23 protein-coding genes are annotated in these 20,350 nt (G+C 44.6%); 18 read left to right on the forward strand and 5 right to left on the reverse strand.

From position 1 onward, the window contains the following. The first annotated feature begins 79 nt into the window (after nt 1–79). Genes NSS82_RS14925 through NSS82_RS14945 form a run of 5 tightly spaced genes read left to right on the forward strand, consistent with a single transcriptional unit; the run spans nt 80 to nt 3,589 of the window. Nucleotides 80–1,036 carry an ABC transporter ATP-binding protein gene (locus NSS82_RS14925; protein WP_076202765.1) on the forward strand — a complete coding sequence of 319 codons (957 nt, stop codon included), beginning with the start codon at nt 80–82 and terminating at the stop codon, nt 1,034–1,036. Continuing rightward, the gene (locus NSS82_RS14930; RefSeq protein WP_076135673.1) at nt 1,029–1,775 is read left to right on the forward strand and encodes an ABC transporter permease; all 747 of its coding nucleotides are present in this window, start codon (nt 1,029–1,031) and stop codon (nt 1,773–1,775) included. Before NSS82_RS14925 ends, NSS82_RS14930 begins: the two co-directional genes overlap by 8 nt. A gap of 2 nt (nt 1,776–1,777) precedes the next feature. Further along, nucleotides 1,778–2,152, forward strand: a complete 375-nt coding sequence (locus tag NSS82_RS14935; protein WP_076135674.1) for a GntR family transcriptional regulator — start codon at nt 1,778–1,780, stop codon at nt 2,150–2,152. A gap of 13 nt (nt 2,153–2,165) precedes the next feature. After that, complete coding sequence (locus NSS82_RS14940) at nt 2,166–2,867, forward strand: ABC transporter ATP-binding protein (protein WP_076273832.1); 702 nt, start codon at nt 2,166–2,168, stop codon at nt 2,865–2,867. After that, a complete protein-coding gene (locus tag NSS82_RS14945) occupies nt 2,861–3,589 on the forward strand; it encodes a hypothetical protein (protein ID WP_076273831.1) in 729 nt (242 codons plus the stop codon). The genes NSS82_RS14940 and NSS82_RS14945 overlap by 7 nt, the downstream gene beginning before the upstream one ends. 114 nt (nt 3,590–3,703) lie before the next feature. On the opposite strand, the gene NSS82_RS14950 is transcribed toward NSS82_RS14945, so the two are convergent. Then, nucleotides 3,704–4,084, reverse strand: coding sequence for a PilZ domain-containing protein (locus NSS82_RS14950; protein WP_076126099.1), 381 nt, complete (start codon nt 4,082–4,084; stop codon nt 3,704–3,706). Between the two features lie 123 nt (nt 4,085–4,207). On the opposite strand from NSS82_RS14950, the gene NSS82_RS14955 reads away from it, so the two are divergent. Further along, nucleotides 4,208–4,816: a pentapeptide repeat-containing protein gene (locus tag NSS82_RS14955; protein ID WP_036686451.1), complete on the forward strand. Its 609-nt coding sequence runs from the start codon at nt 4,208–4,210 to the stop codon at nt 4,814–4,816. Nucleotides 4,817–5,257: 441 nt separating this feature from the next. Here NSS82_RS14955 and NSS82_RS14960 read toward each other — a convergent pair whose 3' ends face one another. Continuing rightward, complete coding sequence (locus NSS82_RS14960; protein ID WP_038570583.1) at nt 5,258–6,313, reverse strand: anthranilate phosphoribosyltransferase; 1,056 nt, start codon at nt 6,311–6,313, stop codon at nt 5,258–5,260. Between the two features lie 9 nt (nt 6,314–6,322). Beyond that, the gene (locus NSS82_RS14965; RefSeq protein ID WP_036686455.1) at nt 6,323–6,919 is read right to left on the reverse strand and encodes an ANTAR domain-containing response regulator; all 597 of its coding nucleotides are present in this window, start codon (nt 6,917–6,919) and stop codon (nt 6,323–6,325) included. A 280-nt stretch (nt 6,920–7,199) separates the two neighbouring features. Between NSS82_RS14965 and nirB the strand changes: the two genes are divergently transcribed. The 11 genes from nirB to coaD all read left to right on the forward strand — a co-directional run bounded on the left by nirB (nt 7,200) and on the right by coaD (nt 16,595). Continuing rightward, on the forward strand, nt 7,200–9,629 hold the full coding sequence (nirB, locus tag NSS82_RS14970; RefSeq protein ID WP_076273830.1) for a nitrite reductase large subunit NirB: 2,430 nt from the start codon (nt 7,200–7,202) through the stop codon (nt 9,627–9,629). A gap of 10 nt (nt 9,630–9,639) precedes the next feature. Next, nucleotides 9,640–9,960 carry a nitrite reductase small subunit NirD gene (nirD, locus tag NSS82_RS14975; protein ID WP_036686460.1) on the forward strand — a complete coding sequence of 107 codons (321 nt, stop codon included), beginning with the start codon at nt 9,640–9,642 and terminating at the stop codon, nt 9,958–9,960. A 28-nt stretch (nt 9,961–9,988) separates the two neighbouring features. Further along, nucleotides 9,989–10,864, forward strand: coding sequence for a formate/nitrite transporter family protein (locus tag NSS82_RS14980; protein ID WP_038570586.1), 876 nt, complete (start codon nt 9,989–9,991; stop codon nt 10,862–10,864). Further along, complete coding sequence (cobA, locus tag NSS82_RS14985; protein ID WP_076273829.1) at nt 10,861–11,628, forward strand: uroporphyrinogen-III C-methyltransferase; 768 nt, start codon at nt 10,861–10,863, stop codon at nt 11,626–11,628. The genes NSS82_RS14980 and cobA overlap by 4 nt, the downstream gene beginning before the upstream one ends. A gap of 436 nt (nt 11,629–12,064) precedes the next feature. Beyond that, nucleotides 12,065–12,874: a glycoside hydrolase family 73 protein gene (locus NSS82_RS14990; protein WP_076273828.1), complete on the forward strand. Its 810-nt coding sequence runs from the start codon at nt 12,065–12,067 to the stop codon at nt 12,872–12,874. Nucleotides 12,875–12,894: 20 nt separating this feature from the next. After that, nucleotides 12,895–13,179, forward strand: a complete 285-nt coding sequence (locus tag NSS82_RS14995; protein ID WP_036686468.1) for a holin — start codon at nt 12,895–12,897, stop codon at nt 13,177–13,179. Between the two features lie 112 nt (nt 13,180–13,291). Continuing rightward, the gene (locus NSS82_RS15000; protein ID WP_036686469.1) at nt 13,292–13,714 is read left to right on the forward strand and encodes a hypothetical protein; all 423 of its coding nucleotides are present in this window, start codon (nt 13,292–13,294) and stop codon (nt 13,712–13,714) included. A 123-nt stretch (nt 13,715–13,837) separates the two neighbouring features. Beyond that, the gene (locus tag NSS82_RS15005) at nt 13,838–13,942 is read left to right on the forward strand and encodes a sporulation protein YjcZ (protein WP_080742482.1); all 105 of its coding nucleotides are present in this window, start codon (nt 13,838–13,840) and stop codon (nt 13,940–13,942) included. Between the two features lie 228 nt (nt 13,943–14,170). Next, on the forward strand, nt 14,171–15,127 hold the full coding sequence (locus NSS82_RS15010; RefSeq protein WP_076273827.1) for an alpha/beta hydrolase: 957 nt from the start codon (nt 14,171–14,173) through the stop codon (nt 15,125–15,127). Between the two features lie 363 nt (nt 15,128–15,490). Beyond that, nucleotides 15,491–16,099 (forward strand): 16S rRNA (guanine(966)-N(2))-methyltransferase RsmD, encoded by a 609-nt coding sequence (rsmD, locus tag NSS82_RS15015; protein ID WP_036686473.1) that lies wholly within the window; start codon nt 15,491–15,493, stop codon nt 16,097–16,099. Continuing rightward, complete coding sequence (coaD, locus tag NSS82_RS15020; RefSeq protein ID WP_036686476.1) at nt 16,083–16,595, forward strand: pantetheine-phosphate adenylyltransferase; 513 nt, start codon at nt 16,083–16,085, stop codon at nt 16,593–16,595. The genes rsmD and coaD overlap by 17 nt, the downstream gene beginning before the upstream one ends. Here the strand turns inward: coaD and NSS82_RS15025 are convergent. Next, nucleotides 16,573–17,799: a nucleoside recognition domain-containing protein gene (locus tag NSS82_RS15025; protein WP_051491461.1), complete on the reverse strand. Its 1,227-nt coding sequence runs from the start codon at nt 17,797–17,799 to the stop codon at nt 16,573–16,575. The two genes, coaD and NSS82_RS15025, sit on opposite strands and share 23 nt — an antisense overlap. A gap of 152 nt (nt 17,800–17,951) precedes the next feature. Between NSS82_RS15025 and NSS82_RS15030 the strand changes: the two genes are divergently transcribed. Beyond that, nucleotides 17,952–18,989, forward strand: coding sequence for a SepM family pheromone-processing serine protease (locus NSS82_RS15030; RefSeq protein ID WP_076273826.1), 1,038 nt, complete (start codon nt 17,952–17,954; stop codon nt 18,987–18,989). Here NSS82_RS15030 and NSS82_RS15035 read toward each other — a convergent pair. Continuing rightward, complete coding sequence (locus tag NSS82_RS15035; RefSeq protein ID WP_076273825.1) at nt 18,979–20,217, reverse strand: nucleotidyltransferase; 1,239 nt, start codon at nt 20,215–20,217, stop codon at nt 18,979–18,981. The two genes, NSS82_RS15030 and NSS82_RS15035, sit on opposite strands and share 11 nt — an antisense overlap. Between the last annotated feature and the right edge of the window lie 133 nt (nt 20,218–20,350).

Here is a 20,350-nt window from a genome sequence, read left to right on the forward strand (position 1 = left end):
CATATTAGTGTACTATATAACTATGACACTGACACAATAAAACGAATGAACAATACATTAGTTGGCAGGGAGGATTCGCATGAAACAGGGGAGTGGTGTAGAAATGCAAGATTCAATTGTTCTGCAAATGAATGAGGTAAGTAAGATCATCAAAGGAAGACCGATTGTGGATAAGCTGACATTTGATATCCGTAAGGGTGAAATTGTGGGATTGTTAGGTCCAAACGGTGCAGGAAAGACCACAACGATTCGAATGATGACGGGTTTAATACGGATGAGCGAAGGCGATGTGATTATCCAAGGCCACAGTGTGAAAAAGGATTTTAAGCAGGCGATTGGCCATATCGGTGCGATAATTGAAAATCCAGAGTTTTATCCCTATATGACTGGACTTGATAATCTGAAGCAGTACCAAAGAATGACGGATAACATTGAGGCTGGCAGAATAGATGAGGTTGTAGAACTGGTAGGACTTCAAGAAGCGATGAATAAAAAAGTAAAGGCTTATTCGCTGGGGATGCGCCAACGTCTTGGGATTGCTCAAGCGCTTCTCAATCGGCCGAAGTTATTGATTTTAGATGAGCCTACGAACGGACTTGATCCGGCTGGAATACGGGAAATGCGTGATTATATGCGTACCATCGCCGAAGTGGAAGGTATTTCTATTCTGATTTCCAGCCATTTACTTACTGAAATTGAACAAATATGCCATCGGGCTATTGTGATCCAGAATGGTAAGCTGGTGACCGTAACTACGATTGGTGAGGCGCAGGAAGCAACCGCACAAGTGAAGCTCACAATCCGTGTAGGATCAATCGAATCGGCGATAAATATCTTGGAGCGCTTGGATTATGCGGAATTGACCTCTATGGATAGCGCGCGATCAGAAGTGACAGTAAGTCTCCTTGACAGCAGAGTACCTGAGCTTGTATCTACTTTTAGTGATGAAGGTGTAGGGATTTTCCGGATTACGGAGAATAAACAAAGTCTTGAGGAAGATTTCTTGAAATGGACAGGAGGAAACCGCATTGCGTAACTTTAATAATCTGATTGTGAATGAATGGCTCAAACTCTCAAAAAAACGCACATTTTTTATGCCATATCTGATATTAATTCTATTATCCCTGCTGTTAGGTTATATAGTTCATTCTGTCTCCCCTGACATGTTTGAATCAGCTTATGATTTTTCAGCTATGATGCTGCTTTCCCAAGGGATTGGGCAAGTGATTACAATTCTTGCGATCATCGGAACAGCAGGTATTGTCTCAAAAGAGTATAGTCAAGGAACCATTAAGTTCCTGCTTATCCGTGCCAGAAGCCGTACAGCAATCCTCGCATCCAAATATGTGGTTGTACTGTTGTATGCTTTGACTTTGACTGTCATCGGAGGTATTGCCGTTTTTGGAACGGGGGCTTTGTGGTTTGGACTAAGTGGTGGAGAAGCGGGTATGAGTGAGATGCTTACAAACCTATTGTATAATCTCGTGAGTACAGTTGTGTATGGAACACTTGCTTTTATGCTGGGGATATTGACCACTTCAACGGGGGTAACGATTGGGGCTACTATGTTTGCGTTAATGATAGACAAATTGATTATCTCTCGTGATTTTTACAAATATGTTCTGTTTCCAAACTTAAATTTATCTGCTTATGAAGGTGGAGGAGCACCTATGCCTGGAATGACACTGACCTTTTCCATCGTGATGCTTGTCTTATACACAGTTGTCTTTCTTCTCATAGGTTTCTCCGTCTTTAGACGAAGGGATGTTGCTTAATCATGACAATCGAATTCGATAACAACCTGCCGATTTATATACAGATCATGAATTACATCAAAGGGGAAATCGTCACAGGTAAGCTGAAACCGGGGGATAAAATACTCTCGGTACGAGAACTTGCCAGTGAACTGCAGATTAATCCGAATACGGTGCAAAGAACTTTTCAGGAACTGGAGCGTGAAGAAATCGTGGAAACCCGGCGTGGAATGGGAAGATACGTCACAAGTAATGAAGGTACTATCCTGACCATCAAAAAAGAAATGGCCAAAGATGTGCTAGATCGGTTCATTCGTGGTATGCAGGATCTTGGCTTTCAAGGCGAAGATATTTTAGCGGCGGTGGCGGAGAATATCCGTGACAAGGATAAAGAATAGGGGGATAAACAAGTTGGGAAATATACTTGAGGTTCATGAAGTTACAAAAAAATATAGTTCCAAGCATGCCCTCCGCGAGGTATCTTTTAATCTGAGTGCGGGTAAGATCACGGGACTGTTAGGCAGTAACGGCAGCGGCAAAAGTACACTTATGAAAATCATCGCCGGGCTGTCACAGCCTACGACCGGTCGTGTATCGGTCATTGGGGGTTCTGTAGGAACAGAGAGTAAAGCGGTGGTATCGTTTATGCCTGATAAGCCGCTTACAGAATCTTGGATGAGTGTTTCTGATGCTCTAAAGTTCCAAACTGACTTCTATCCTGATTTTGATCTGACTAAAGCCTCGCGAATGCTGGAGTTTATGAAACTAAGAGCGCAAGATAAGGTAAAGGACCTGTCCAAAGGGATGAACGAACGTTTACAGCTTACACTTGCCCTATCACGCCGAGCTAGCCTTTATTTGCTGGATGAACCCATTGGTGGTGTAGATCCGGTAGCTAGAACAAAAATTCTTAACGCGTTAGTAGAGTTTTATGAAGAGGACAGTACCATTCTCTTATCAACCCATTTAGTATCGGATATTGAGCGGATCTTTGATGATGTGATTTTTATAAAAGAGGGAGAAATTGTGATGCATACGGCGGTAGAGGATATCCGGCTTCGCCAAGGCAAAAGCATAGATGAACTGTTCAGAGAGGTGTACGCAGAATGCTAAAGCTAGTGAAGTACGATTTTAGACGAGATAGGGATAAGTTCCTTGCTGTTTTTGTAATCATAATTCTGGCGCAGATCGGGTTGGGGTTCACCAAATTGCATGACTATGAAAGGTTTATTTTAAACGGATTAATTTATGTCATCGCGGGGCTGATCTTTCTCGTCATGGCAGCACGAACCTTTTTTAACAATGTAAATTCCTATAATCGTCGCCTAGTGCCCGTAAGAACCCTGAACACTGTCCTTTCTCCGTTAGTGCTCTATTTAGCTCTACTGCTGGGTATTATTTTAATAGCTTTGATCCATTTTGGCGTGTATCTTTCAATGTATTCCTCATCATTTCTTCCGGAGAATTTCTGGAAAGTGGGATTATTAGTTCTCTTGCAGGCGTATTGGTTTGCCGGTTATATTATGCTTACCTTGATGGTCTCCATTACGGTTGCGCGAAGTATGAAATTTAAGGGGCGAGTATGGATTGGGCTGGCCACAGCGTATTTGTTACAGAATGGAATATTCTATTTGGAATATTTGATTTTCAAAAGTAACTTCACTGCTTGGGAAAGTGTATTCCAGTTCGAGGTCATAGCTGAGACGGATACCCGAAGTGGGATACAGCTTACACAGGGTCACTTGAATCTAGCTCCTCTTTTGTTTGAAGGGGTGATAGCAGTTCTTCTTATAGCGGTCATCATCAAGCTCGTTAATAAAAGAGTGGACGTCTAGCCACAACTTGGCGGAATAGTTTTTAGAACGGAGACAGAGCGATTTAGCTTTGTCTTCGTTTTTGTGCAAAAAAAAGACGTCCTTCTAAGTGAAGGGCATCTGTTAAGGTAAGTTCTACAGACCTTCAACCCGAAGGGTGGCGGTCCATGTTTCAAGCTCTCTTATTAGGCGTTCTTCCTCGTTTTCGTCCAAGCGGAATTTAACTCCATATTGATATTGGCCAAGCCCAAACATCCAACCCCACCGGACGCTGCATAAGAGCTGAAGCTTCTCTTCATTTAATTGAAGATGAATAATAAGCCTAGTATCTCTTGCAGTGAATCGAAGATTCAAAGGAGTGCGTACTTTACAACCCGAACGGCTAAGATCGAGTAATACAGCCTCTGTTAACTTTCCAGCACCTGGACCGGAATTGTTAAGCGGAACTTCAATCCAGCATTCAAGCGGATGGTTCATAACATAACGGAATGGTTCTTTCCTGCTGGACACATCCATAATTTTCCTCCCCATTGTTTATTTGCTATTATATCGAAAGGGAATGTTGAGAACAATCTACTAAAGTGCTATTTTTAATTAAGAATTAATTTTTTTAATACTAATGAAGGTGATGAGATTTATATGTACCAATACCTTAATGAAACGTTCCGTAATCACAATTTTGACCAAGGAAGCTTGCAGGATGGTGAGTTAAATAACTGCACATTCGAGCAATGCTCCTTCAAAGGCACTTCTATGGAAGAGATGAACTCTATTGGCTGTCGATTTATTGATTGTGATTTTACAGGAGCCATGCTTAATGCGTCTCACCATAAAGGTTCAGCTTTTACCAATTGTAAATTTACGGGAGCGAACCTGTTTGTATCTAAATTTGAAGATTGCAAGATGGTAGGATCGGATTTCTCAAACGCTTATTTGGACGGAATCTCGCTGCTTGGAGGGGACTGGTCGTACACGAACCTTAGACATACCAATCTAAGCAGACAGGATCTGCGGGGGATTCGATTTACAGAAGCGGATTTAATGGGCTGTAATTTGCAAAAAAGTGACTTGCGTGGAGCGGATTTGAGCCGTGTACAATTGTCTCAATGCAAGCTTAAGGGAGCGGATATGCGGGAAGCGATTGTTGAAGGCATTGATTTAAAGAGTCTGGATCTACAGGGAGTGCGGATGGATATGGAACAGGCGGTACTCTTGGCACGTTCATTTGGGGCAAAAGTAGGGAATTAGTAAATAGGGGCATCAGTTGCTAGTACTTTAGCGATGGGTGCTCTTTTTAATTGAATTTGAAGGATTTCATCAGGAAAGATGCCTAAAGACCTCCGCTAGCAAACCAATGCTTAGAGCGGAGGTGGTGGCAAACGCAGATTATTATAATTAACTCACTGCTGAACCTATGTATTATTGCATATGAAATATTATGCGTTAACGTAACCGTTTTCTGGGTTTTGCCCACCATTTGATCCATAAGAATCCATCATCATCACGAAAAAACTTTATACCTACCCAGCGTAAGGGTGTCCATACTTCTTTAAAATAATATGAAGGCATAGTCTGTTAGACCCTCCTATATAGTAAATTATTACTATATATTACGCTAATTCTACGGGATTCACAAGCTAGATTTACTAATAATTACATATTGTCCGGGTAAAATGAGGTGAAAATGCATTATGCAGGACCTAAGGCACCGCTTGTGCTACCGAGAAGTGCACCCCTCCATTTCACATATACGCTCCAAGCTTCACCATTATCCAATAAGCTTTTGCAGGTATACAGCCCTTCCTCGATAGAGTTGACCTTTCCAGCTAGATGTAATCTTGCTGCACCGTTCAGCAGAGTTTGATTATAGAAAGCCATGTGACCGCCGCCCTGTAGAACTGCCTCAGCTGTCATTAGCTGTTGATGTGGTGTCCAATGGACTTCAGGAACAATTGTATCCAAACCAAATCCTTCCGGATCAATAATATCAAGAGCCGCCACACCGTTCTCGACAGTGTAAACGCGGGTAGGTCGGTCGATGAAAAGATCCTCGGAGCCTTCCACCCCTTGGACAATTAACGCCTTTTGATAACCAAGCTTTATGAGTAATCTAGATAATCGGTCAAAGACTGTATTATGGTATATCCCGAAGATAATAAAAGGAGAGCAGGCGTAGTCAATCAGCTTCTCGGCGGTGTTGAATAAGGTTCTCATACCAATTTCCTCACGGATGCTGCGAAGGTCGCCTAGAGGAGGGCACCATTCTTCAGCATCGGCAAATAGTACATTACTCTTGTTAGCAGCTGCAATGGCTTTTGTACGTTCTAGCGCAGTTTTCTCAATCCCAGATTGATAGATGATATCTTGTAAAGTGATTCCCCATTTAGGAGGCAGAGAAGCAGTACCGTGTAGTGTGACTGGCAGTCCGGCCGCGGACAATAGAAATGCAGTGGGAAAAGTTGCGATGAATGAGGATTTTCTACCATCATAGGGTCCGGCGCAATCAAGACCTTCCGCAAAAAGGGGTTCGCGATGCGCATATTTACGTAAAACGTAGACGAAAGCTTCAAGTTCTTCTACGCTTTCTAGCTTAATCCGCTCAGCAGCCAGAAAGGCTCCAATCTGAGCAGGAGATGCTGTTCGTCCGAGTATAGATTCTGCGGCATATGTAGACTCTTCATAATTTAAATCTCGGGCGCCTCTTTTGCCTCGGGCGACTTCTTTTAAAATGTTGATCATAGGTATATTCCCCCCTTAGGTTTGATCTTGCAGTAATTGATAGACTCTAACGATTGAAGTAGCTACATCAACCATACGTTTACGTTCATTCATTGCTTGTTTACGGAGAAGATCATAAGCTTCAGATTCGGAAATATTCTTGACCTTGGACAGGATACCTTTAGCCATATCAATCCATTTCCGTTCTTCGATTCGAGCATGCAGCTGTTCTCGCTCTTTACGCCATTGTTGTCTTTCGAAACATTGCTTGGCACTGAAATGAAGGATCCAATGGATCTCCTGTGAGAGCATGGAAGGCGATAATACACCATCCACCATGATATTATCTTCACATGCAGCAAGTGAAAGTGTGGCTGTTTCGTCAGTACACCACCAAAGGATTGGTGCAATCTTATGACTCATTAGTAAAGTACCCCAGCTATTGATCTCTGTGATGGGTAAATGGAGTATGGAAGCATCAGCGTCTTTGATCCGTGCCACAGCTTCTTCTTGTGTAACGGCTACTGTGACAATATATCCGGAGGAACGGAGAATGGCATCCGTTTTACTATTTGAGCGCTCGGCTGTGTCCTTCTCTGTCGTGCTATTCTGAATAATCAACAGGGAATGCATAGTTCGACGCCCTTTCTTAATCGTTATGTTATTTTATATAACACAGAAACGATGGGTTGTCGACGAATTTAAGATTTTTAAATTTTATATGTCATAATTGTTGACGTTCTCTGATTCCTGTTGTATAGTCGGTTTAACAAATTAATCATTCACGAATACAACGGTGTATTCGACTGAAGCGGCAATGGTGCCTGCTTTCACTTATCGCAATGGAAATGTAAGTTTCCGTGTGGAGTGGAGCGGGCTTTTTGGGTTTTCCAAACGGAGAGGAGAGATATAGATGATAGCTGCGCGTAAGAAACTGGTGTTAGTCGGCAATGGAATGGCGGGGGTTCGTACGATTGAACATTTGCTCAAATTAAATCCTGAGGGGTATGAGATTACCATCTTTGGTTCGGAACCTTATCCTAACTATAACCGGATCATGTTATCTTCCGTTCTTGCTGGTGGAGCGAATATGAGTGAGATCATCATCAATGATCTGGAGTGGTATCACAGCCAAGGTATTAAGTTGTATATGGGACATACGGTGACTTCAATAGACAGTGAGAGTCGAAAGGTATATTCCGATAAGGGGATCACTGCCGAATACGATGAGTTAATCCTAGCTACAGGATCGAATCCCTTTATGTTGCCGATACCGGGTGCGGATAAAGAAGGGGTCATTGCTTTTCGTGATATTAAGGATTGCCAGATCATGCAGGAGACTGCAGGATCTTATAAAAAGGCGATTGTCATCGGTGCAGGCCTGCTAGGGCTGGAAGCGGCTAGAGGTCTGTTACATCTGGGAATGGAAGTCACTGTAGTGCATATCCACGATTATATTATGGAGCGCCAGCTGGACGAAGCTGCATCAGTAATGCTCAGAAGAGAGCTGGAAGCTCAAGGAATGAGATTTCTGCTCCATAAGCAGTCCGAGGCGATTTTAGGTAAGAAGAGAGTAAGAGGTTTACTATTCACAGATGGTAGCACAGCCGATGCGGATCTTATTGTCATGGCAGTTGGGATTAAACCAAATGTTGAATTGGCAAAGAAAAGTGGTGTGCAGATCAACCGCGGAATTATCGTAAATGATTATATGGAGACGAATATCCCCGGTATCTTTGCTCTGGGGGAATGTGCCGAGCACCGAGGAATCGCTTATGGTCTGGTAGCTCCTTTATATGAACAAGGTGCCGTATTAGCAAAAAGGCTGGCTGGAGTTAAGGTTGAAGGATACATGGGTTCTGTGACTTCTACCAAGCTGAAAGTATCTGGTGTTGATGTATTCTCAGCAGGACAATTCACCGAGCCGGACGGATCCAGAGCGCTGCGATATCAGGATGAAATAGCAGGAGTCTACAAAAAGCTAGTTATACAAGATGACATGTTAATCGGGGCAGTACTATTTGGTGATACCAGCGACGGTGCTCACTTGTTCTCGATAATTAAGAATAAAGAAAATATTAGTGGAAGAGAAAAGGAACTGTTATTAGGAATCTCAGCGGATGTGTTCTCATCGACGCAAGGGAATCGGTTGGAAGTTATGCCGGAAGATGAAATCATTTGTGGATGTAATGGTGTTTCGAAGGGGACTATTGCTGAAGCGATTGAGTCTGGAGGCTGTACCAGTGTAGGGCAAATTAAGGCGTGCACCAAAGCATCCGCTTCCTGTGGGGGCTGTAAACCACTTGTAGAAGGGTTATTGCAACTCTATGCAGGTGATGCGGTCACCGTAGTTAAAGAAGGAATATGTGGCTGTACAACGCTGAACCGTGATGAAATTGTTTCTGAGATAAAAAGAATGAAGCTAATGACAGTTAAAGAAGTGATGAATGTTCTGGAGTGGAGTCAGGAGGAAGGTTGTGCGAAATGCCGCCCGTCGCTGAACTATTATCTGGGCATGTTGTGGCCTGAGGAATATATAGACGAGAAAGAGTCTCGTTATACAAACGAGCGATATCACGCGAACATTCAGAAGGACGGGACTTACTCTGTGGTTCCGCGAATCTATGGGGGGGTAACTTCACCTGCAGAATTGAAGAAGATTGCAGAGGTTGCCGAGAAATTTGCTGTTCCTATGGTGAAGTTTACTGGAGGACAAAGACTAGATTTGCTTGGCGTTAAGAAGGAAGACTTGCCTAAGATGTGGGAGGAGCTGGATATGCCTTCCGGGCATGCTTATGGCAAAACGTTACGTACAGTGAAGACCTGTGTGGGGTCTACCTTCTGCCGATTTGGCACTCAGGATGCGATCAGTATGGGGATTACACTGGAAAAACAATTCGAACGCCTGAATGCGCCGGGTAAAGTGAAACTTGCGGTTTCCGGATGTCCTCGTAATTGTGCGGAAGCGACGATTAAAGATTTTGGTGTTGTGGCGATAGATGGTGGATGGGAACTGCATATTGGTGGGAATGGAGGGGTACATGTGCGGGCCACGGATCTTCTATGTGTGGTGAAGACTGAAGAAGAGGTAGTCGAATGGGCAAGTGCGTTCTTACAATATTACCGTGAGCAGGCCGGCTGGAATGAGAGAACTGCACACTGGGTTGAACGAGTAGGGGTAGACAATATAAAGAAAGCTCTTGAAAGTCAGGAGGAGCGCTTGGCGCTCAAAGAACGAATTGAGACAGTGCTGGGGCTCACTACTGATCCTTGGAAACAAATTGTGAATGAGCCAGAACTACGTAAGAATTTCGAAGCTATTACACAAATAGAGAGTGTTTAAAGGGGGGCTAATGATGACTATAACCAAAATGCTCGTTGGTAAAGTAACTGATATTGATACAAGGGGTTCACGAACTTTTAGGGTCAATGACATGGAGATCGCGTTATTTCGACTTTCAGATGGTGAGGTTCTTGCGGTAGAGAATAAATGTCCTCATAAAGGTGGCGCATTATCCGAAGGGATGGTATGTGGTACGAAGGTTCACTGTCCTCTGCACGACTGGAAGATTGACCTGCATAGTGGAGTTGCTATGGAGCCAGATAAAGGCTGTGTTGTTACATTTGATGTAGAAATTGATCCTAATAGTGGTTCGATCTATGTAACCATTTAAAGAAAAGACCGTTGAAGGGGGATTAATCATGGATTATATCAAACCACGTGAAGTGCTGAACGCTATGATTGAAAGCGGCAAGAACAAAGCAGAGTTATCTATCCTGCAGTTATTGGTGAGAGGTAGTCTGGGTGGAGCGATTCTGGCTTGTGCTACTACACTTGCATTTACAGCTGCGGCGCAGACCGGGATTCCTATGGTAGGAGCTATTATTTTTCCGGTAGGGTTCGTAATGATTATTCTACTTGGTCTAGAGCTAGTGACAGGCAGTTTTGCGCTGATCCCTCTGGCGGTTCTGGAAAAGAAGACAACAACGAAGCGGATGTTGAACAACTATTTATGGGTTATATTCGGACATCTGCTCGGTTGTGCGGTATACGCTGTTCTTTATGGCCTTACGATTACAAAAATGGGCACAGATATGAGTCATCCAATGATTCAAACCCTCATTAATACAAGTGAGGCCAAGACCATTGCCTATAAAAATATGGGTGGAGACGGAATGCTGTTAGTTATTATTAAAGCCATGCTCTGTAACTGGATGGTTACCTTAGGGGCTGTTATGGCTATGACTTCGAGCTCTACCTCCGGTAAAATCATTGCCATGTGGCTGCCAATCCTAACTTTTTTTGGACAGGGGTTTGAGCACACCGTCGTAAATATGTTCGTGATCCCTGCAGGGATGATGCTGGGAGCGAGTGTTAGCTTTGGTGACTGGTGGTTATGGAACGGCATTCCTGTTCTCCTTGGAAATTTTATTGGAGGTGTTATGTTTACTGGAATTCTATTCTATCTCTCTCAAAAAAGTTTCAAGGGCAGTCGCTTAACTCCTGCGTCTGATGTATCGACGGGTCGCGGAGATTCTGTTGTGCTGGAACAGGTTGTGTTGGAGAAAACGATATGAAGCCGGGATGCGTAGCTATAGTTGGAGCGGGACCGGGAGATCCAGAACTTATAACGATAAAAGCAATGCGGCGAATCCAAGAAGCAGACGTTATTTTATATGATCGCTTGGTAAATGAAGAATTGATTAACTATGCCAAAGCCGGAGTAGTAGTAATCTATTGTGGTAAATCTCCAGGCCAGCATTCAATGTCACAGGAGAAAATTAACGGGCTGCTCATTCAATATGCTAGCGAAGGCCATAGAGTGGTCCGACTCAAGGGTGGAGACCCCTTCGTATTCGGCAGAGGCGGGGAAGAAGCACTGGCTGTCGTGCAAGCTGGTATTCCTTATGAAGTCATTCCGGGTATAACTTCCGCAATCGGTATAGCCGCTTCCGCTGGAATTCCCCTGACACATCGTGGTATTGCAGCGTCTTTTGCCGTCGTCACGGGTAGTCGCTGCCCTGAGCATGTTGCCCCTATACAATGGAACCGGTTAGCACATAGTGTAGATACTCTTGTTATTTATATGGGAGTTAGTCAATTAAGCCATATTCGTGAACAACTCTTAATACATGGAAAAGATGCCCAAACACCGATTGCGTTGATTGAGAATGGTACATTTGCTTGCCAACGAACAGTGACAGGCACGCTGGAGAATATCGATAAGCTGGCAGTGGCCACAAAGATTAAAAATCCTGCTCTTATTATAGTAGGGGAAGTTGTGAAGGTGAGAGAGCAGCTGATACATTTACAAGGATTAGTGAGATCGGAAATTAGCTAAACACGGGAAAAGTGCTTGATCACAGTGGATAGCAGATGTCGATGTCATGAAAAGATAAAGGAGCAGCGGTTCTCCAATAATAGGAGAACCGCTGCTCCTTTTTCAGAGCGTTGTTTGGCTGCTTTTACACCGCCGAGTCATATTCAGTCTGCTTAAGCTTAAGGACCCGGATGACGTTATTAGCATGTTTTTAACCATTGAGCATGTTTTCGGACCCCAGTGACACTATTCCATATGAAGAGCTTGATATTGGGTGATTTTGGTGGCAATTGCGGCTATGGAGTCCGTTAACATTCCAAATGTGAGCTAATGCTGCGTATAAGGTCCGCTGAGTCCTATAGCGGAAACGAATCTAGTAAAAACACAATGTTAGTAGGGGATAAGCACAGTCATTTTATGATGCCTCGCATTTAATAAATGGAGAGGATGTGATGAGATGACAGAAGGCGAGTTTATAGCGAAGATTGCAAATTTTGCTGTAAAGGACATGCAGCTCACTAAGGTTCCCGCTTCGTTAACCATTGCTCAAGCGGCTCTGGAGTCAGGCTGGGGCAGCAGTGGATTGACTGTGAAAGCGAATAATTTGTTTGGGATCAAAGGAAGTGGACCTGCTGGCAGCATTACTGTACAAACTACTGAATATATTAACGGTAAAGCTGTTAAAGTTAATGCCCCTTTTCGAGCCTACAACAACTGGGGAGAATCTATCGCGGATCACTCCGAATTGATTGTGAATGGAGTCTCATGGAATCGCAACCTTTACAGCAAGGTTCTCGGTGCGAGTGGCAAGGCGGCCGCACAAGAGATTGCCGCAGCTGGCTACGCTACTGATCCGAACTATGCAGCTAAGCTGATTCAAATTATGAATACCTATAATCTGTATCAATATGACGACAAATCCATGGGAGGAGATGATGAGATGTCCCCAGAGGATAAGCAAAAGCTTGTTAGTCTAGAATCGGAAGTAAAGGAACTGCGTGCCCTTATTGCAGTTCTTACAGCTAGCAGGGATACGCTGAAAACAGGTGTGCAAGAACAGGGGCAGTCGATCACTAAGCTTAGAGATCGGGTGGCATTAATTGAAAATCGAGCAGTCATGAATGTCCCTGCATGGGCTGAGGCGGCTGTGAAAACAGCGACTGCGGCAGGACTTCTCGATACTCCATCGGGTGGCAGTTACGATTTCTATCGCATATTAACGGTTCTGAACCGTGCAGGTTTACTTGTAACAGAAAGTAAAAAATGAAATAAGGAGGATTAAAAAACATGTATAACGATGCTCTCAACAGTGTGCTTGCCTTTGCTTCAGTCCTAGCTGTTTTTGTAATGGCACTAGTACAACTTGTGAAGAATAGCATTGAACTTCCGCGGAACATTGTGCCAGTTGTGGGGTTGGGTATTGGCTTGCTGGTTGGAGCAGTTGCCTATCCGTTCACTGATATGAATCTGATTCTGCGACTCTGGGCGGGGGGGCTTGCGGGACTATCAGCGACCGGGTTGTTTGAACTGGCGTTTAATAAAAGGGATGGGACGAAAAAAGATGATAAATAGATTTTGCCTATGAGTTTTATAAAACAATCGTTTTACACTGGTAATGTGGCTATGCATTCTATCGAGAACACTAATATATTATGGTATGCCAATATATAAAGGGGGTGCAACGATGGGAACTTACCTTGATGCAAGAACATCTCAAAATGCCAGCCTCGCCAACTCTATATCTATTCCTATTACGGTACTTAACACGCCGCAGCTCTTTGGACAGATTGGGTTGTTAACGGCTGGAGTGACTACCAATCCACGCGTTCTTCTTAAAGGAACGATATCTGTAACGCTTCCGTTAGCTTTAGTAGGTATCACAATTACGATTGTAAGAGGAACCTTGGCTACTGATCCAAAAGTGTATTCTGCTACTTCTACTTTTTCTCTTAGTCTTCTGGCTCCGCAAGTAATAACCTTTTCAGCAGCGGATTTCTTACCAGCCATTACACCTCAGCTCACTTATACAGCATTTGTATCTTCTAATCTTCTCGGTACAGTACGTGTGGGTCCGGAAAGCTTTGATGGTATTTTAGTTTCTGATTAGATGTTGAGCTCATAACCTCGCTGGTAGCCCAGTGGAGGTCTTTTTTTTTAACCGTACGCCCAATCTTCTAGGGGGATAAATACATATTATATATTGTATTCTAAATACGGAGGAGGTCTTCTCATGGGTGCTGAATATGGTCAGGTTGGTGGCGCTTTTACTTCTACAGGCGCAATCTTAGTATTGTTCATCTTATTAGTAATTATTACAAGTGCATGTATGTTCTAAATTTCTAAAATAGCAGGGCTCCATGTTGGCATTTTGCCGACTTGGGGCTTTTTTTTGTAAATGTTGTGTCCATTAAAGCTATATAAATTAATGAATTAAAAGAATACTAATCACGTAGTGAATAACATGAGTTTACAATACTGTGATTTTGAATATTCAAATATACATGGTATCTTAGTCTGATAACATAGATTAATACTGTTAAATTTTATTTAGGAGAGAGCTAGTTTGAAGAAAAAAATGATGATCGGAATTTCTTCTGTTATTGTACTTTTAATCATTGTTGTGACTGTGGGAAGTTTTTATTTCTATCATGTTGCTATTGCACGTGCTTCAAAGGATTTCTTAAATGAAAGCCCTGACCTGCAGTCCAGTCCAGAGGTAGAACAATCTAAAGATACCTCGAAGGCAGACCAAGAGTGGTGGGATACCCAGAGCTTTGATAGATGGGAGATAGATTCTGATGACGGAATACAGCTTAAAGCGTACTATTTAGCTGCCCCTGAACATTCCGATAAGACAGTGATTGTTGCTCATGGGTATGCTGGAAATGCAACTCAAATGAGTGGATATGCCAGAATGTATTATGAGAGACTTGGATATAATATTTTGCTGCCGGATGCCAGAGGACATGGTGAAAGTGGCGGTGACTATATCGGATTTGGATGGCCTGAACGTAAGGATTACCTGAAGTGGATTCAGAGTGCCCTAAAAGCAAATGGTGAGGATACACAGATCATCCTGCACGGTGTTTCCATGGGGGGAGCTACCGTTATGATGACAAGCGGAGAGGATTTACCAGCTAATGTTAAAGCAATTGTGGAAGATTGCGGTTATACCTCAGTGAAGGACGAGCTTACCTTTCAATTAAAAAGAATGTACCATCTCCCCGCCTTTCCAATTGTAGATACGACCAGTATGCTAACAAAGATTCGGGCAGGTTATTCCTTTAGTGAAGCCTCGGCTTTAGAACAGGTGAAGAAATCTAAAACGCCAACCCTGTTTATTCATGGCGATAATGATACTTTTGTTCCTACGGAAATGGTTCATACCGTATATGAAAATAGTCCGGTCGAGAAGGGGCTTTACATCGTTCCTAATGCGGGCCACGGAGAAGCTTTCCGCATGGACCCGGTTAAGTATGAGAGCGTAGTTACTGAGTTTATCGGAAGATTTGTGAAATAGTTGCTGCTGAAAAGGCTGCCGAAAGGGTAGTCTTTTTGTGTTTATAAAACCGTTAAACATAAATTCGGGGCCCTATCTCTAGGGCCCCTTTCATGGGAGAGGAGAAACCGGACGAAGAGCTTATGGGGAAACGTAAGCCTGCTCCGCGGTTGTCTACGACATTTGTGGTGTCGATAATTACATGATGTCCCTGGAAGTCCAATCTTATACATTAAGATGACTTATTTCTCTGAATAAGCTGTTTCGCCTTCTTATTTCATATCTAGACAAATTTTTTATTTCATCGCGCAAATGTGTTACGATAGGCGTGGACTTATGCCCTTTTGGGCATAACAAACAGAGATATAGAGCGGGTGAATAACAGTGAGAGTGGTATCGGGAAGTGCAAAAGGAAGGCCACTGAAGAGTGTTCCGGGAAGTGGGACAAGGCCTACGACCGATAAGGTGAAGGAAGCTGTATTTAGCATGGTAGGCCCATATTTCGAAGGTGGAGCGGTGCTGGATTTATTCGCCGGTACTGGTGGTTTGGGGATCGAAGCCTTAAGCAGAGGGATGGAAAGCGGTGTATTTGTTGATATGGATCCTAAAAGTATCGACACGATCCGCGCCAATCTGAAGGCTACCAAGCTGGAAGAACAAGCGCAGGTGTACCGTAATGAAGCTGGAAGGGCGCTAGGTGCGCTGGAGAAGCGGGGAAAAGTTTTTGATTTGGTCTTTTTGGACCCTCCCTATCGCTTGAAACACGGGGATGAACTTATGCTTATGATGGTCGAAAAAGGAATGCTGCAAGAGGACGCGATTATTGTTCTGGAGCATGAATCAAGTTATGCCTATCCTGAAGATATTCCAGGATTTTATAGGCTGCGTCAGGCCGTATACGGAGAAACGACAATTTCTATTTACCAGTATGAAGCTAATCCTACAGAGGAAAGTGAAGCTGGTGAGGAGGTAGAGAATGAGTCAGCAAATTAGAAAAGAACGTGTTGCCATTTATCCAGGTACCTTTGATCCCGTGACTATGGGACATATGGATATTATTCGGCGCGCATCCAAGCAATTCGACCGTTTGATTGTAACGGTGCTTAATAATTTGAGTAAAAACCCGCTGTTTACTGTAGATGAACGGACAGAGCTATTAAGACAGGCGACCGCTGATATTCCCAATGTGGAAATTGACAGCTTCCGTGATCTGTTAGTGAATTATGTTCGTCAAAAAGATGCTCAGGTCATAGTTCGGGGTATCCGTACCGTTACTGACTTTGAATATGAGCTGCAAAACGCATCGATCAACCATAGCCTGGATCCCGATGCGGAAACGATTTTTATGATGACTAATCCGAAATATTCCTACTTAAGTTCCAGTGTTGTTAAAGAGATCGCCCATTTCGGCGGGAATGTGACTGATTTTGTGACGCCTGAGGTTGAACAAGCGATGAAGCGTAAATTTAACCGAGTCGATGGCGAATAGTACTTACCAGATAAGTTCCAGCAGATAATCCCAACAGTATGATGAGCAGAAGTGCTTGCAGACTTAGCAGCTGTGGAAAAGAGCTCCATATGTCCGTAACATTCATGGTGCCGGTTGGAGTCGGGCGTGAGTCTGCGAGTGCTGGTAAAGCAGCTTTACGGATAGCCAGCAATGGTTTCCAGAGCAATAAAGTTAACAGAAAAGCATAAAGTCCATGCATCAGACGAACCGTAGCGTAGGGTAGAAATCTGACTCTGGCTTGTTTGAGCATGGTCAGCACCTGTAGTTGCGCACATAGTCCGCTCCAGCCCAGTGCAGCAGACAGCAAAGCTATCCCGAGCATACTAGAGGGACCTGTTCCAATGCTTTCCAGCCCTTTGCTGATTGCGTCGGCGCCTAAATGAATTTCCAGTAGGCTTGCTGGCAGAGCAGCTGGCAATGCGGGAAGTACAGTAGTGATGATATTGATGACTACAGCGAACATAATCATGTAACCGCCCACGACCATCAGACTTTGCACGGCATTAGCTACGGACTCACCGAGAAGCTTGCCGAAGCTGCGACCGTCTTTTGCTCTGGCATCTGTTGCTGCAAGCTGAACACGACTATATAAAGAAGGACGTTTGGTGTCCGCAGAAATCTTATCAACTGGTTTCGTGTTCGCTGACCGTCCCTTTAACAGAGCATCGGTATAGCTGGCTAGAAGTCCAGAGATCCAATGGATGGCCAGCAGGAAATAACCTGCTGAATTACTATGTAGAAAAGCTATGCCAATTACTATAAGCATGGTTACTGGGCTGGCGAAGTGTGTAAGTGCTGCAAGTCGAGCGGCTTCCTTGTCAGAGATGCTGTTCTGCTTGTGTAGCTGCATGACCCCTCCAGCTCCACCGGGGAATCCGGCTGTGATTCCGAGTGCCAAGGTCCAGCCGCTGGCACCGGGCAGACGAAAGACCTTTTTCATCAATGGCTCCAGAAGCACTCCAAAACCATGCACGAAACCCGAAGCGGTAAGCATCTCTGACAGCATCAGGAAGGGGAGCAGGGCAGGGAATACGAGTGTCCACCAAAGCTTCAATCCTTGGAGTGAAGCCTCAAAGGAGCTCTCTGGTGAGATAATAATTGCAATGGCTATCAGGATTGCCATAATCCCGGGTATAAATGGTGTGGAGCGTGTAGCTAGTCGGCGTATTTGAATATTTTTCATTTCTCAGATCACCTCTTCATAACTTAAGGCATGGACGATGTGTTATCAATTTATGCAGAGTAGACAACCATCATGCCAAACCACTAGTCGAAGCGGTAATGAAGTTCAATCATTCATATCCTAAATGTGCCGCGGGAAAGAAGGGAAGAGCAGTGAAGCAACTGAAGCATCGGCCGGGTTTCCGCGCCACAGCTTATCTGTTTACGTTTGTAGTTATCGTGTATGTATTTGTTTTTATGAACACCCCGTACATCGTATATCAGCCAGGCAGTGCATCTGAAGTTGCCCCTATGATTAAGGTGGAGAATGCCGATCCGGCTGAAGAAGGAACGTTTATGATGACTACGGTGTCTGCTAGTTATGCTAATGTGGCCTTATTGGTCGCCTCTGCTTTTAATTCCAATTCAGAGGTTGTGCGAAAAGAAACCCGGCTAGGGGATAAGTCAGAAGACGAATATGCTGCGGAGCAGGTTTTTTATATGAATAGCTCACAGTCTTATTCTGTTCAGGCCGCTTATCATGCAGCGGGAATTCCATATGAGGATGTAGTGGATTATCTCTACGTCTTTTCGGTTCCTGTAGAAAGTAATAAAGGACAATTTCTGCCGGGTGATAAAATCATTAGCGTAGAAGGACAAAAAGTGCCCGATCCTGAAGCACTGTCTAAACTGCTCTCCTCTAAAAAAATCGGAGATCAAGTGGCTGTTGTTTTGCAAAGAAATGGCAAGGAAGTAAAAGAACAAGTGACGCTGGTGGAAATAAAGGATAAAGAGGGCGTTGCCGTTCGGCCTGGATTTGGAGTCACTATTGCCGCCGTTCAAAAAGTAAAACCAAAAGAAGCAGGGAAAGCTGTCAGTTTTGTAGATACAAATGTTGGCGGACCTTCGGCAGGGCTAATGTTCACTATGGAAATTTACAATCGCCTTACTTCTGGTGATTTAACTAAAGGACATAGGGTTGCAGGGACGGGTACGATTAACGCTGAGGGTGTGGTAGGTGCTATCGGTGGAGTGAAACACAAGATCGTGGCTGCGGACCGAGAAGGGGCGGAGATTTTTTTCGTGCCTGTTAAGAATTATGACGAAGCCAAAGCAAAAGCTGATAAAATCGGCACATCTATGAAGCTGGTGCCTGTATCTACGCTGGATGAGGCGCTGAAGTATATGGAGGAACTGCCGGTCAAACCATGACCGGAGGTTCCAAATAATCGCGGTACATATCAATTCTGCGGGGTTCCTTAAAAGCTCCCGCGAAAGCGGAAGCGGCTTGAAGATCTCGCTCAAGTTGCGGATGGGAACAAAGGGACGGGCGCATGACGATGGGCAACGTAGCTTTTTGTTTCATCTCTTTAAGCAGTGCTCGTCCGCTTTCTCTAAAACCAAGAATGCGAATATATCCGGGCCCCTCTGCTAGTATGGAAGGGGTCATTTCTTTTTTAGAATGATTTAACAGAACATGTAGCAGCAGCCGTTGGAGCCGTGTATGCGTGTAGCGCTTGCTCTTAAGGGTGTGAAGCAGGCCTGAAAGTGAGAATTGCTCCAACTCAGGTAAAAGCCGCAGTATCCGGTTCTCCAAGCCTTCATTCATATCGTGGATTGCTTGTAACTCGGCAGCGGTATGGGTAGACAGCAGATGGCGGAGCGGGATATTGAAGCTCTCTAAGCTCAGAGGACCCCTTCCGGCTGCATGCTCTCTTTCCAAAATGGACACGCTATAATCCGGCATATAAGCAGCAGGAGAGCCACCTTCTTGCAGCAGCTTGCGGATGGCCGTCGCACTTGCGATAGAAGAGTCGGCTTGTAATGGATCATGGAAGCCTGCTGCCGTGCGCGGAACGGTTAGTGGCATTATCTTGCTGTGCAGCCGCTGCAAGGCGATAAGATAATGCAGGCCAAGGCTGTTATTCGGCTGGCGTAGCAGCTCGCCTGCATCTCCGGGACTCTCCGTTTCCGGGAGAGTCCCTTCAAAGGCCACCGCCGCCGCTGCGCTGTAGGCGGCGGGAAAGCTTGCTCCGAGCGCCATGCGGCGGCGGATCTCGCTCTGAAGCTCGCTACTTTCCTCAGCCAGATATCTGGCCAGCGGGAGCAGCGAGCCCAAAGTGCCGGCTTCGGAGCCGAAGCACAAGCTGTCCACGACCCCGGTCGCTTCCAGCAGTGCAACTGCTCCGAACGCGAACCACTCAGCTGGCTGGACGGCATAGGCCACCGGCAGCTCAATGACGAGGTCGGCGCCCATATGCAGCGCCATCTCTGTCCGGGCCTGCTTGCTAACCGCCGCCGGCTCGCCGCGCTGGGTAAATGGACCACTCATGACGACGATGGTGCGCTCTGCGCCGGAGAGTCTTTTGGCTTCCGTGAAGTGATGCACGTGTCCGTTATGTAAGGGATTGTATTCTGCGATGATTCCAACCGTTGTCACTGTGGCTTCCCTCCGATAAGTAAGGTATATTTATTGAGTTTAGTAGGGTAGATTTCTAGAGATACTGTTAGCACAAGCTGATCTTTTGATTTACACTAATAGTTATATCATAATTCACCGCATTTTCTGAAAC

Origin of the sequence: Paenibacillus sp. FSL H7-0735, assembly GCF_038008505.1 — a bacterium.
Classification (GTDB): Bacteria; Bacillota; Bacilli; order Paenibacillales; family Paenibacillaceae; genus Paenibacillus_AQ; species Paenibacillus_AQ odorifer.

Bases quoted from the DNA above. Each gene is read 5' to 3' on its own strand.
- NSS82_RS14925 (WP_076202765.1), top strand. From the start codon at position 80: ATGAAACAGGGGAGTGGTGTAGAAATGCAAGATTCAATTGTTCTGCAA.
- NSS82_RS14935 (WP_076135674.1), top strand. From the start codon at position 1,778: ATGACAATCGAATTCGATAACAACCTGCCGATTTATATACAGATCATG.
- NSS82_RS14945 (WP_076273831.1), top strand. From the start codon at position 2,861: ATGCTAAAGCTAGTGAAGTACGATTTTAGACGAGATAGGGATAAGTTC.
- NSS82_RS14950 (WP_076126099.1), bottom strand. From the start codon at position 4,084: ATGGATGTGTCCAGCAGGAAAGAACCATTCCGTTATGTTATGAACCAT.
- NSS82_RS14955 (WP_036686451.1), top strand. From the start codon at position 4,208: ATGTACCAATACCTTAATGAAACGTTCCGTAATCACAATTTTGACCAA.
- NSS82_RS14965 (WP_036686455.1), bottom strand. From the start codon at position 6,919: ATGCATTCCCTGTTGATTATTCAGAATAGCACGACAGAGAAGGACACA.
- nirB (WP_076273830.1), top strand. From the start codon at position 7,200: ATGATAGCTGCGCGTAAGAAACTGGTGTTAGTCGGCAATGGAATGGCG.
- nirD (WP_036686460.1), top strand. From the start codon at position 9,640: ATGATGACTATAACCAAAATGCTCGTTGGTAAAGTAACTGATATTGAT.
- NSS82_RS14980 (WP_038570586.1), top strand. From the start codon at position 9,989: ATGGATTATATCAAACCACGTGAAGTGCTGAACGCTATGATTGAAAGC.
- cobA (WP_076273829.1), top strand. From the start codon at position 10,861: ATGAAGCCGGGATGCGTAGCTATAGTTGGAGCGGGACCGGGAGATCCA.
- NSS82_RS14990 (WP_076273828.1), top strand. From the start codon at position 12,065: ATGACAGAAGGCGAGTTTATAGCGAAGATTGCAAATTTTGCTGTAAAG.
- NSS82_RS14995 (WP_036686468.1), top strand. From the start codon at position 12,895: ATGTATAACGATGCTCTCAACAGTGTGCTTGCCTTTGCTTCAGTCCTA.
- NSS82_RS15000 (WP_036686469.1), top strand. From the start codon at position 13,292: ATGGGAACTTACCTTGATGCAAGAACATCTCAAAATGCCAGCCTCGCC.
- NSS82_RS15005 (WP_080742482.1), top strand. From the start codon at position 13,838: ATGGGTGCTGAATATGGTCAGGTTGGTGGCGCTTTTACTTCTACAGGC.
- coaD (WP_036686476.1), top strand. From the start codon at position 16,083: ATGAGTCAGCAAATTAGAAAAGAACGTGTTGCCATTTATCCAGGTACC.
- NSS82_RS15025 (WP_051491461.1), bottom strand. From the start codon at position 17,799: ATGAAAAATATTCAAATACGCCGACTAGCTACACGCTCCACACCATTT.